The sequence below is a fragment of the Okeania sp. SIO3B5 genome, from assembly GCF_010692555.1.
Classification (GTDB): domain Bacteria; phylum Cyanobacteriota; class Cyanobacteriia; order Cyanobacteriales; family Microcoleaceae; genus Okeania.
This window is the reverse complement of record NZ_JAAHHG010000285.1, coordinates 1-12865: the sequence shown is the minus strand read 5'-3', so window position 1 is coordinate 12865 and position 12865 is coordinate 1. Positions and strand designations below refer to the sequence as shown.

The 12865-nt window shown below is 34.8% G+C and carries 10 protein-coding genes and 2 pseudogenes; 6 read left to right on the top strand and 6 right to left on the bottom strand.

The window, feature by feature from the left end:
• The 3 genes and pseudogenes from F6K54_RS28495 to F6K54_RS28485 all read right to left on the bottom strand — a co-directional run.
• Positions 1-1000 (bottom strand): annotated as a pseudogene (locus F6K54_RS28495) (reverse transcriptase domain-containing protein); the annotation flags it as partial.
• 570 nt (positions 1001-1570) lie between these two features.
• A pseudogene (locus F6K54_RS28490) lies at positions 1571-2023 on the bottom strand (IS200/IS605 family accessory protein TnpB-related protein); the annotation flags it as partial.
• 55 nt (positions 2024-2078) lie between these two features.
• A complete protein-coding gene (locus tag F6K54_RS28485) occupies positions 2079-2747 on the bottom strand; it encodes a hypothetical protein (protein WP_293085210.1) in 669 nt (222 codons plus the stop codon).
• A 395-nt stretch (positions 2748-3142) separates the two neighbouring features.
• Here F6K54_RS28485 and F6K54_RS28480 point away from each other — a divergent pair, with 395 nt between their 5' ends.
• Positions 3143-3460 (top strand): DUF3067 family protein, encoded by a 318-nt coding sequence (locus tag F6K54_RS28480; RefSeq protein ID WP_293085212.1) that lies wholly within the window; start codon positions 3143-3145, stop codon positions 3458-3460.
• Between the two features lie 19 nt (positions 3461-3479).
• Here the strand turns inward: F6K54_RS28480 and F6K54_RS28475 are convergent, their stop codons facing one another.
• A complete protein-coding gene (locus tag F6K54_RS28475; protein ID WP_293085207.1) occupies positions 3480-3815 on the bottom strand; it encodes a tRNA-binding protein in 336 nt (111 codons plus the stop codon).
• A gap of 1104 nt (positions 3816-4919) precedes the next feature.
• Between F6K54_RS28475 and F6K54_RS28470 the strand changes: the two genes are divergently transcribed.
• Complete coding sequence (locus tag F6K54_RS28470; protein WP_293085205.1) at positions 4920-6392, top strand: mechanosensitive ion channel domain-containing protein; 1473 nt, start codon at positions 4920-4922, stop codon at positions 6390-6392.
• A 186-nt stretch (positions 6393-6578) separates the two neighbouring features.
• Here the strand turns inward: F6K54_RS28470 and tatC are convergent, their stop codons facing one another.
• Positions 6579-7433 carry a twin-arginine translocase subunit TatC gene (gene tatC, locus F6K54_RS28465; RefSeq protein ID WP_293085203.1) on the bottom strand — a complete coding sequence of 285 codons (855 nt, stop codon included), beginning with the start codon at positions 7431-7433 and terminating at the stop codon, positions 6579-6581.
• A gap of 274 nt (positions 7434-7707) precedes the next feature.
• Here tatC and F6K54_RS28460 point away from each other — a divergent pair, with 274 nt between their 5' ends.
• From F6K54_RS28460 to F6K54_RS28445, 4 genes are all read left to right on the top strand, one after another.
• Positions 7708-9072 carry a CHAT domain-containing protein gene (locus F6K54_RS28460; protein WP_293085201.1) on the top strand — a complete coding sequence of 455 codons (1365 nt, stop codon included), beginning with the start codon at positions 7708-7710 and terminating at the stop codon, positions 9070-9072.
• A gap of 324 nt (positions 9073-9396) precedes the next feature.
• Entirely contained in the window at positions 9397-10395 is a 999-nt protein-coding gene (locus F6K54_RS28455; RefSeq protein WP_293085198.1) for a hypothetical protein, read from the top strand.
• On the top strand, positions 10373-11014 hold the full coding sequence (locus F6K54_RS28450) for an IS200/IS605 family accessory protein TnpB-related protein (protein ID WP_293085196.1): 642 nt from the start codon (positions 10373-10375) through the stop codon (positions 11012-11014). Before F6K54_RS28455 ends, F6K54_RS28450 begins: the two co-directional genes overlap by 23 nt.
• Positions 11007-11270, top strand: coding sequence for a hypothetical protein (locus tag F6K54_RS28445; protein WP_293085194.1), 264 nt, complete (start codon positions 11007-11009; stop codon positions 11268-11270). The genes F6K54_RS28450 and F6K54_RS28445 overlap by 8 nt, the downstream gene beginning before the upstream one ends.
• Positions 11271-11694: 424 nt before the next feature.
• On the opposite strand, the gene F6K54_RS28440 is transcribed toward F6K54_RS28445, so the two are convergent.
• Positions 11695-12696, bottom strand: a complete 1002-nt coding sequence (locus tag F6K54_RS28440; RefSeq protein ID WP_293085191.1) for an NAD(P)H-dependent glycerol-3-phosphate dehydrogenase — start codon at positions 12694-12696, stop codon at positions 11695-11697.
• Positions 12697-12865 lie beyond the last annotated feature (169 nt).

The window sequence follows — 12865 nt, the reverse complement described above, 5'->3', positions numbered from 1 at the left end:
ATGAAATCCCAGGAAGTCAAAGCCTTTTTCCTCTCCTCTGTATGATTCAAGGGTGTGGGCTATTCGGGTTTTACACTGGTTGAGTTCTAGACCAATTTGTTGAAGCCATTCTGCTATGACCTGATGGCACTGATGGATTGCTTTTTCAGACTCATGTAAAATTACTAAGTCGTCGGCATATCTGATTAAACTAATTGAGTTTCTTTTGTCTCTTTTTGGTAGTTGGTATTTACCGTCGGAGCGCTTCATGTCAAATGATTCTGACAAACTCTTAATCTCTTCTTCCATGCCATGCAAAGCAATATTGGCAAGCAAGGGTGATATTACCCCTCCCTGGGGGGTGCCTGTTTCAGTTGGGAATAATTCTTTTCCATCCATTACACCAGCTTTTAACCAAGCTCGGATTTGTCTGGTGAAAGGCGGGAAAAGTATTCAGTTTTTCTAGTAGCTTCTCATGATTAATTCGGTCAAAGCATTTGGCTATATCAGCATCAAGGACATATTTTGCCTTTTGTTTGATGCTACATTGTATGGCTTGTATGGCATCGTGGCAGTTTCTACCTGGTCTAAAGCCGTAACTATTTGGCTCAAAGAGGGCCTCCCACTCTGGTTCTAGTGCCATTTTTACTAAAGCCTGTAATGCGCGGTCATACATGGTAGGTATTCCTAAAGGTCGTTTTTCAACTGTCCCAGGTTTGGGTATCCAAACCCTTCTTGTTGGTTTAACCTTTGTTCCCAGTTTGAGTTGGTCTATGAGCTTTAGACGTGCTGCTGGGGATAGGGATTTTACCCCATCCACTCCTGCTGTCTTTTTGCCAAGATTATCCTGGGTCACTCTACGCACCGCTATGGCTTTGGCTGACCAAGATTTGACGAGCAACTTTTGGAGTCTGTGAACTAATGCGACGTTGCCACAACGAGACGCTTGATAAATCCGTTTCTGTAGCTTATAGACCATCCTTTCTAGCTTTGGCCAGGGGATGTCCTTCCATCTATACATCGGTTTTGATTCCGTGTTCATAACATTACTACTACTAACAGCCTTACCTTCCGTTACATCGTGAGTCCGTCGGCGTATCTCAACCATTACGGTTAAGCATTAGCAATTGAGCTCAATCTTTCCCTAGCATTACCTAGTTTCCTAGAGTTTGCGTCTTGGTTGACTGCTGTGGGTATCGACCTCCTCACAGAGTAACTACCAGGGTTACTTCGTTCCGAATAACCATCGGTTTGTCCGGTTAGAATGAAATTCTCCGCCTTTTTGGGAAGTGCTTATCAACTAGAGCCGAATTCTGTTGATTCCCAAGTTTTGTGACCTTTTGGTTCGTCTAGCGTATCATCCTCTTTCGCTAGTCAGGCGTGTAGACGGTTCAAATATTCCTTCACTTTTGTTATCCATACGGACTTACTCAGTCTGCCTTGACCACGAGGTTTGGTATACTTTTGACCTTTTATTCCCGCTTTGCCATATTGAAGACCACTCTCTACAACAGGGAATATGTTTTCACTCCTGCACCTGGAGGGTTGGGCTTAGAATTTCTAGGATACTTTTCTTCACCAACATGGTTATTCAGTTGTCATCTGCATAGGATTTAAGTGCGGACTCAACCTTAAACGGGTTACTACACAGATGCCAGTCTTCCCCCCCTTTTTTTAGGTTTTGACTGAACGAATCGCACTCAGCATCGCCTTTCCATCCACAATGTTGGCAACGATAATCTTTACCATTTCGATATGATTTACCTTTTGCCGGATGAATATGTAAACATTTATGGCAAGTAAGGCTAGTATATGCTGGATTAACTAATATTAATTTCACGCCATGTAACACACATTTATAAGCAAGAAACATTCTGAACTGATCAAAAGCCCAACCATTAGATAATCTTCTTTCTTTCTTACTTTTTGGTTGCTGATTAGTTCTTTGTCTAATATTAGTTAAATCTTCTATGGCAATAGAATTCTTATTAGTCGCTGCTTTTTTGACTAAATAAGTTGTTATTTCGTGATTAATATGTTTTTGATAGCGTCGTTCTTTACCCGATAACCGTTGCTGTAGTTGCCGACATCTTCTTCGACTACAAAGAAGTGCCTTTAGATGCTTTTGTTTGTAGAACTGCTCTCATTTGAGAATAATAATTTCTCTTAGAAGTTATATTTTTACCTGACCATGATTCACCTTCAGATGTTGAGGCTATATCTGTCCTGCCTAAATCAATTCCTATTATTTTATTTGTTGATTTTGGCTCAGGAAGAATATGATTAACATGAATGTTTATATAGTAAGTTCCATCATTTCTTTTAGTTAAAACTGCTGAAGTAGGCTTACTACCTTTTAATATTCCATGTTGATAATTACCTATTAATAACTCAAATTTTGTGCGCTTACTCAAAAGCTTTAAACTCACAATCCATTTCTGTGTATCTAAACTAAATGTTCTACTGTCGTAATCAACTGATGTTGGTGCAAAAGTTAATTCTTTTTTAATATGATTAGTTATAGAAGTTTTGCGATTAGAACATACTCGTCTAATGGCATGAATTGTAGTTTGTGCTGATAACTGAAACTTTTCTCTAACTATACCGTACATCAAGGCTTGCATGGCCACATGATTTGTCAGTTTTTTGTCACTATTTTTGTGTACATACTGACAAGCATTAGCAAACATTTCCATAGTGGCTTCTATTTCTTTTGCCACTTCTGGGATGACCTTTAATTTACAGGATATAGTTGTTATTTGCTTCATTCTTATACGATACTTCAAATAGTGAAAAATATCAATCAACAATGAAGCTTCATTTTATTTGAAATTAAAAATTCCTCCCAGCGCTGAATCATAGATTACAACGCGGGACTCCTTTGTGAAATTTAGTTGAACTTTGATTGTTCTTTTCATTAAGAAATGTAAATGTTGTGATGGTAAGGTCTATGACTAGATAATTTAGATTTATAAATGTAGTATAATTTTTTACTTTTGGAAACTTGTTTAATAGTTAGTTTTTCCCAAATTAACTATTTAACTTGAAAATTTACGCAAAAACACTACATAATCCTAAATAAAACTATAGTGCCACACTATATTTAGTGTTTAGAACTCAAAACTGTAGAAGTTATAATCTATCTAAAGTCTAAAATATTATGATAACTGGCAAGGAATTACATCAACTATTACTAGACAAGTGGGGTAAATCTTATGATATTCAACTACGTCGGACAAAAGGCAAAATATTTGTGCAGGTGATGTGGAAGTACCTTGAACAAGTATCTTTTCCGATGACAGAAGTAGATTATTTGGCCCACCTAGATGCAATAGCCACCTATATTAATGGTTTTGGTGCTGTAGAAACTGTTAAGAAGTATATTGAGAATACGAAAGAAAGACCTAGACTGGGTAAAGCAGTTAGTATTCCTCTAGACTTAGGTGAGAGAGCTTCAGAGTGGATGGTAGAAGAATTTTAACCAGAAGTTGCTCAAAACACTACAAGATTCTTTGGCCCAGTAGCACATCTCTATCTGGGTGTATTAGAGCAACTTCTCCATCATCCATCACCACGCCTAAAACTAAGACCTCAGACATAAAGTTAGCGACTTGACGAGGTGGTAGGTTTGTCACTGCTAGTATTAATTTTCCCACTAAATCTTGACGAATATAGAGTTTTGTTAATCCTGCGCTAGACTTTTTGATGCCAAATTGACCAAAATCTATCCACAGTTTGTAAGCTGGTTTTCTGGCTTCTGGAAATTCTTCTGTAGTAATAATTTTTCCTACTCTTATTTCTATTTTCTCAAAGTCAGAATAAGTTATTTTTGTCATTTTTTGATTTTTCCTTATTTGAATTAACTATCAGCTCTTAGTTTATTATTTATCTAATACCAATTTTATAAAATATTGCTACAGTCACGATACAGGGAACAACTTCATTAATTAATAATTAATAAGTAATAATGTAAGCATTCAGCTATTAGCAGTCAGCTATCAGCAAAAAAACTCTTTCATATAGGATAGTGTTTAAATGTAAGTATTCAGCTATTAGCTGTCAGTTCGAGGGCAAAAGGAAGGGGTTTGAATAAATATAGACTATTTTAGCCAGCTTTGATAGTTAAGTATAAATTATGCCTTAATTAGTAAAGTTTTTATCTAAAACTAAAAGCAATAGCTGATTGCTGATTGCTGAAGGCTGAATGCTTACGTTTAAATTAACAACTAACTTTAAGAGCAAGGGAACCAACTTTTGTAGTAAGAGAATTAAATATTGCTTTTATACTCAACTAAAAGCAATAGCTGATAGCTGATAGCTGACGGCTGAATACTTACGTAATAATTGCCTCTGGTTAAAACCGTTACGGAATTGAATATAAGGAATTTTTTTTCTTCTTTGATATAGCAACCACCTGGTTTCTTAGGACAATTTAGTGTGAGCATCTTGCTCGCGTCATAAATAATCATAATTACCCGATGTCCTAACTATAGTGGCAACTGCTACATATAGGTTAAACTATTTATCAATTTATCAATTTATCAATATTAGAATATAATCAGGTAGCTGCTACACTTTTCCTGAGAGTAGTATTTATTATTTTTAAATCCTTTAAACAATATAAATAACAGAATATAAATTATAAATTAAATAGTAAGTGAGTTACTACAATTGTAAGCATTCAGCTATTAGCTGTCAGCTATCAGCAACAAGACTCTCTCATATAGGAAAGTGTTTAAATTAACAATTGACTTTAAAGGCAAGGAAGGCAACTTTTGTAGTAAGACAATTAAATATTGCTTTGAGCCTAAACTAAAAGCAATAGCTGATAGCTGACGACTGCTTGTGTTTGCGTAGCATCCCGTAGGGAAGCAATCCGCAGGAAATGCTTACATTATATATTTAATTTTCCCTCATTTATTAAGTAAACTGAGTTAAGCATGAATTGGATATTTATAGAAATAAAAAATATATTTAGCCTCTTAGTTCAAATATTTAAAACAGAACTATTTGAATTAGGGAATCAATCATTTTCCATCAAGAATATTACTGAAATAATTTCCTTAATTGTTTTAGTAGTATTTTTCTCCCGCACAATAAAAAAGTGGCTGAAAGAATGGATATTAGTTAATTTAGGAATCAAAAAAGGTACAAAAGAAGCCATTGCTGCCATCATTAATTACATAATTACAATAGCTGGTATTTTAATCGTACTTCATAATACAGGCATTGACCTAACCTCAATTACCGTAATTGCTGGTGCTTTAAGTATTGGCATTGGTATTGGCATGAAAAATATTATTAGTAATTTTGTTAGTGGTTTAACAATTTTGATTGCTCAACCGATTAAAATTGGAGATTTTATCGAAGTTGATGATTTATCAGGAATAGTAGAAAAAACCTCAATTCGTTCAACCGTCATCAAAACTATTGATGGTATTTTTGTAATTATTCCTAATAATTTTATAGTAGAAAAAAATATTATTAACTGGAGTCATAAAGATTCGACTTCTCGCATACATATTCCCATTGGTGTTGCCTATGGTAGTAATACAGCATTAGTAAAAAAAGCACTTTTAGATGCAGCTATAAAAGAGAAAAAAGTTTTATCAATCCCCTCACCAAAAGTTTGGTTTAAAGGGTTTGGAGATAGTGCCTTAAATTTTGAATTATTAGTCTGGATTAAATATCCTCATCTCATAGATGAAATCAGAAGTTATTTGAATTTTTCAATAGATTTAGAATTACGTTCTCGGAATATTTCTATTCCTTTTCCCCAAAGAGATTTACATATTCGCCAGATTAATGATTTAATTCAAACACATCAAAAAGCAGAATCAACAACTTCTGGAAAAAATCAAAAAAAACTTTCAAACTCCTTAGTCAAAAATATAGCAAAAACTAAACAAAATCCCTCAAAATTGAATTTACGAGATTTATTACGACAGATTAGTTATTTCCAGAATTGTAATAATATTGAATTACGAGACGTCATTGAAAATGGATATAGAAAAATTGTTCCTCGCGGTGAAATAATCTGTCTAGAGGGAGAGCCAGGAGACTCGTTCTATATCATACTTTCGGGGTCAGTAGAAGTATTTTCAGCAAAAGCAAATAAGTATATTACAACTAGATATGCAGGAGAATTTATTGGAGAAATGTCACTAATATTAGGGATTGCTCGTACAGCAAGTCTGCGTGCCACAGAAGATACTATTTTATTTGTAGTAGACCGAGAAAATTTACACAATCTTTTGGCAAAACACCAAAGACTAGCAGACAAAATTTCTGAAGAATTATCCCGACGTTTAGAGACTTTAAAAAACTTAGGATTACTTGATAACCAAGAAAATTCTCAAGAAACAGCAATGATTTGGATTCGGAATCGAATTTATACTTTATTTGGTATTTAAAGAATCGAAGAAGGAAGAAGGAAGAGGGAAGAAGGAAGAGGAATAAAGGCTATTAAACAACAAAAAAAACCTAAATTTCCTGTAGATATTCACCCTTGAGTTTACACAAACAATAAAGTGCGGACATTATGCTATACCAAATCTGGTTATTGTAGTTACCTAAATAGGGTTTGCCTTCTGCCTTCTTCAACGTCCTATCAACTTGACAACAAAACTACCACTCAGGTAAAGAGCAACTACTGCTCCACCTAATAAACTTTGAGTTAAAGGGTCAGTTGAAGGAGTTAAAACTGCTCCTAAAACTGCTGCACCTAACAATACATATCTCCAGCCAGAAAACATTTGTTGAGAAGAAACAATTCCTGAAATACCTAACAAGAATTGCAGAATCGGAATTTGAAATGCTAATGCCGTGCTAAACATTAATAGCAATACAAATTCAAAATATTGTTCAATTGACCAAGCTTGTTCTACTACTTCCGATCCGTAACTAATAAAAAACTTCAAAGCCGCCGGTACAATTGCAAAATAAGCAAATACTAATCCCAATCCAAATAAAACTGTAGAACCTAAAAAAATTGGTCCGAGAAATCTTCTTTCTCTAATAGTTAAGCCTGGCAGAACAAACTTAACTATTTGATAAAGTATAAAAGGACTTGCCAAAAGAAAACCACTATAAGCAGCTACTTTAATAGTTACAAAAAAATATTCTCCTGGAGCCAGTTGGAGAAACTTTACTCCGTGGGCAGGAACTTCTAGGAATTGGACAATAGGTTTAACTACAATGAAGCAACCAATAATACCTACAACTCCTGCTATTAGAGAATAAAATATTCGCATCCGTAACTCTTCAAGATGGTCAAATATAGACATTTCCACATCATCAGGAGATTGATCGAGATAATCATCATCTTCTAAATTTTGGCGATCGCCTACTTGAGCTGTATTATTGGGCTTAACTTCAGGCTCTTTCAGGCCTACAGGTGCTAAATTATGATTATCTGAACCCTCTGGAGGAGTGTTAGTTTCTGGAGGTGTCATATCTGTTTTTGATTTTAGATTTATCTATATATAAAGTTCCTATTTTCCACAGTGTAGACCATTGTACCGAGATTCAGTAAGCAAATTCATCTTCCCATAGTGTAGTTTGCGGGTAATTTAAGTCTATTAATCAGCCTTGAAAGGAAGTAAAAATCACGAAAACAAGAAAAACTGACTATTGATAGTTGAATATTAATTGCTATATTTAACCCATCTATAATTTTGCCTAAATCACAATTAATAGAGTTGGCAATAAAAATATTGGAGCCAAATTATGTTTAACAAAAGATGGAAAAAAAATCTGATTTTATCCTTCCTATTTATATTAATCTGCATTAGTAGTATCACGTTAAATATTCTTCTACAAAAACAACCAGCATTTGCTCTGCAAGAATCAGAGTGGGATAAATTATTAAAAGACCGAGCTGTCAAAGAAGTTGTGAATAGAATCGAACAAACTTGGGAAAAAGCTTATGAAAATTACTTTGGTGTTAATCTCTCAGATTTTACATTAACTGCTGAAGCTATAGCTAAACAACTTGATTTATGGAAATCTCAAACTGATAAAAACCCTGCGGTTGTTTGGGTATGGCCAAGAAAAACAACAATACAATTAGTATTAATTACTCCCAATCAAGTACCAGTTATATACAGTGTTACTGATAAAGAGCGAAAGACTGTATTAAATACAGCAAAAATATTAGCTGGGGAAATAATAGATCCCAGAGCACGCCACACAACCTCATATCTAAAACCTGCTCAACAAATTTACCAGTGGATAGTAGCTCCTATCGAATCAGAATTAGAAAAGCAAAAAGTAGATACGATTCTTTTTTGTTTAGGACCAGGTTTACGCAGTTTAGCATTATCAGCACTACATGATGGAGAAAAATTTCTCATAGAAAAGTATAGTATTGCTCTAATTCCCGCCTTTAATATGATTGAAACTGAGTATAATCCCAGAAAAAATATGCAAGTATTAGGAATGGGAGCATCAGAATTTATCGACCATCAATCTTTACCAGCCGTACCAACAGAATTAAAACAAATTACACAAGAATTTTTCCCAGGCAAAGCATTTATCAACCAAGATTTTACAGTTAAAAATTTACAATACCAACGAAAAAAACATAAATTTGGAATTATTCATTTAGCTACCCATGCTGAGTTTAAATCGGGCAAACCCAGTAATTCTTATATTCAATTTTGGAATCAAGAAAAGCTAGAGTTAGATGATATTAGAAATTTGAAATGGCATCAACCAAAAGTAGAATTATTGGTACTAAGTGCCTGTAAAACTGCAGTGGGAGATAAACAAGCAGAATTAGGTTTTGCTGGTTTAGCTGTGCAAGCTGGAGTTAAATCTGCACTGGCAAGTCTTTGGTATGTTAGTGATGTGGGAACTTTGGCATTAATGAATGAATTTTATCAACATTTTCAAAAAATTCCACTAAAAGCAGAAGCCCTCAGACAAGCACAAATAGCAATGTTAAAAGGGAAAGTAAATTTGAAAAAAGGTAAGTTACATGGTTCTGACAGTAGAGTAAAATTGCCACAAGAATTAGCAAAATATGGAGATGAAAATTTATCTCATCCTTATTATTGGGCAGCTTTTACTATTATTGGTAATGCTTGGTAATTTAGTAACTTTTTCTCAAAAAAAGTCATATAGCGCTGTGCGCAGGCAACAGGCAACAGGCAACAGCTCATCTGGGGGAATGAATTGCTGATCATATAAGACTTTTAGCTATTTAGCCCCTCCTGCAATTTGTAAATATACCAGCGCTCATTGCTATACCTAAACAAACATCTACAAAATGTCTAGGATATGAGACAATCGCGAATTAGCAGAAAAATATAGATCCTGACACGAAACTTGATTTCATGTCAAAGCTATCACAAATATGATTGACACCCTGAGATAAGCTCTGCTAACCTTAAGTAAAGTGATTCAATGTAAGTAATGGCCAAATTTCACGGTTCCTTAATAGGGATAGAAGCCAAAATTGAATATCATCCCGTATTTGAGGAACTCGGAGCATTATATGAATCCTGGAAACGCTCTGCTATTAACTGGATGCAAACAGAGAAATTATCAGAATCCGAACTAGAAAAGCGTCTCCAGAAAAAGTTTAACATTCAGTGGGCATGGGCTGACTCAATCGCTACTGAAGCACGAACATGTTTAAACCAATTAAAAACAGCTAAAAAAAACTATATCACTAAATTAGAGTTACAAATCCAAGCTAAAACAACTGCTACAAAAAAACTTATCACTAAGCTAGAAAAAACATTAAAACTAGCAACAAAAAAAGGTTTTCCACATACACAATCTCGAAACAAATTTTTTCATCAATTACTAGGTTTAAAGAGTAAAATTCATAAAATAGCTAGTCTGAAACAAAAATTAAAGAAATTAAAAAATACAGAACGTCTACATATTTGTTTTGGTTCACAGAAATTATTTAACGCTCAACATAATTTAGCAGAAAATGGATATAAAACCCGATCAGGATGGAGTGTAGATTGGCGAAAAAAACGGTCAGGCAGATTTTTATGTGTAGGAAAATCTCAGCCAGGCGGTGGAACTATGATGAAAGTTTTCCCATTACAAGAGGATGGTAAGTATAAATTAGAGATTCAACTACCGAGACTATTACAGGACAAATATGGTCAAAAAATACTGTTAGAATTTTCTGTTTCAGATAGGAATGGTCGATATAGAGCAACAGATTTAGATTATGCCATAAACAGTTTAAAACCAATCACAGTTTCTATTTTTCGTAGGGAAAATAAACAAGACAATTGGTATATACATCTTTCAACTTATGTACAAGAAATACCAGTAGTTCATACTAGAAAAAATGGTTGTCTTGGTATTGATTTTAATGCAGAATCAATTTCAGTTACTTATGTGAAGTGGGATGGAAATATTGAATATGCCCGAAGAAATCCCGTATAAATGGAAAAATCAAACTACAGGACAACGACAAGCAACTATGAGAAATATTGTTTGTCAAATTGTCAAATTAGCAGAGTTTTTTGAATGTGCTATTGCGATTGAATCTCTAGACTTTACCAAGAAAAAATCCATTGCTCGGAGCGAGGAAGGTAAAGTTTATAATGAGATGCTGATCCTATTGTCTACGGGAATGTTTAGGGAAGCTATATTGTCACGTTGTAGAAGATTTGGAGTTGAATTAATTAAAGTTAATCCAGCTTTTACCAGTGTAATTGGAATGATTAATTATATGGCTAAGTATGGCCTCAATAGTGGCACTGCTGCAGCTTTAGTAATTGGTCGTAGAGCATTAAAATTATCAGAAAAAATACCACAGTGTTTGTTGAGACCAGGGGATGTCAACAAACATGATTGGAGTCATTGGAGGCGAGTTGCTAGTTTTATTAAACTACATCGTATCCAGAGGACTCAACTTTTTCAAGGTCGGAAAGCCCTTGAGGGTATCCTAACCCATAGCTTGTGGGCGGAACATCAACTTTCACAGCAAGTACACATTGAAACGGGTGAGCCACAAAATCATTTGCACCTCACCGATGGCAAATGTCTAGCGCGTGTCTAGTTTTCAAGAAGGTGTTAAACAAGGCGGTCATAATCATAGATGCCATCAAGCGGAAATAGTCGGACCTTGCAAAATCATCTACAGACCTCACAAGCCAAATGGCAGTCAGGCTGGCGGAGCAAGGCTTTGGATTGAGGTTGAGCCTCATATTCAGGTTATTCGTAAAGTTTTCCCAGATTGGGAGATAGAATCTTCTCCTCCTGAATATGTCGAAGTCATAGACAAGCATGGTATCAGCAGTATTGCCATTTCCTAGTTTCTATATCCAATAAATTTTTCCTATATTAGTTCTACTGCCTAGCTAGTTTTTACTCTTAGGCTGAGTTTTACTACCTACATTCCGCACGACAAAATGTAGTATAAAGAATCCAGAATCCAGAATCCAGAATCCAGAATTCAGAAGAAAATAGTAGTGGTGATAATTGAGTATTTATACTTAATACTTTCCTGATAATTTGATTCTCGATCCAGGTCAATGAAGATAATTTATACCGTATAAATACTGAATCAAGATGTTTTTTTCATACTACTTTTCATGTTACAAATTGACGTGCGGAATGTGGGTTACTATGTTTTTTATCAGATTTAGAAGAAGGAAGAAAGAAAAAAGAAAAATATTGCTTTGTCTGAGTTTGAGGCTCTTGATCCTTCCTAAACTTTGCTTCGGCTACTATTAAGAATCAATCACAAAATTCAGCTTTCAAATCTCTTTCCATCAGAGCTTCTACTGCCTCTTCTGGAGTAATTTTTCCATTTAATAAAAGAAAAACCTGATGAGAAATAGGCACAGGAATTTCTTCTCGGTAAGCAAGATCGATCAAAACATTCGTAGTATTAACACCCTCAGCAGTACCTTGTAATTCATCTAAAATTTTCTCCAAACTTTTACCTTGAGCTAAACCATAACCAACCCGATAATTTCTACTCAAAGAACTACTACAAGTTGCCAGCATATCTCCTAAACCAGATAACCCAAAAAAAGTTTCAGTTTGTCCGCCTAAATGATTACCAACCCGAATCATTTCTGTCAAAGCACGAGTTAACAAAGCTGATTTAGCATTAGTACCAAGTTCCAAACCATCACAAACTCCAGCAGCAATAGCAATAACATTTTTTAAAGTTCCACCTAATTCCGTACCAATAGGATCGGGACTACTATAAACCCGAAATAAATCAGAAGCAAAAATATTTTGTACTGTTTTTGCTGCTGCCTTATTTTTACTAGCAACTACCGTTGCAGCAGGTAATTTATCATTAATTTCTTTTGATAAATTAGGGCCAGATAAAACCACGACTGAATTATTAGGAAAATTTGTTTCCCAAATCTGAGAAGGAGTCCGTCTTGTTGCTGCATCTAACCCTTTTGTAGCAGTCACAATAATTACCTTTTCTAATAATCCAATTTTTTTGATTTTTTCTGCCGTTTCATTCACTCCTTTCATAGAAATTGCCGAAACTATAATATCAACATTTTGGAGTATTTCTGATAAATTTACATTCAAGTTACGAGACCATAAATGTACTTTATGTTGATTATGACCAGCCAATTTTGCTAAAGCAGAACCCCATGCACCTGCACCTAGAATTGCTAAGGTTGCCTTTTCCCTCGATACTGGATAAGCAGAGTCTAAAGTTCTAATAATTTCTCTTCTTTTATCAGCTTGAGATATTTTACTTACCATAATTTATCTAAATGTTGGCATTTATACCCGCGCTCTCCCGTAGGGAGAGCGCCGTATGGGAATGCCAATCAATCTTGCGATTTTACACATAATCTGTTAAAATTTCAAAGTCGAAAAGCAAACAGTAGATGGTTGAAAAAGCGTACAAATTTAGGTTTTACCCAACTCC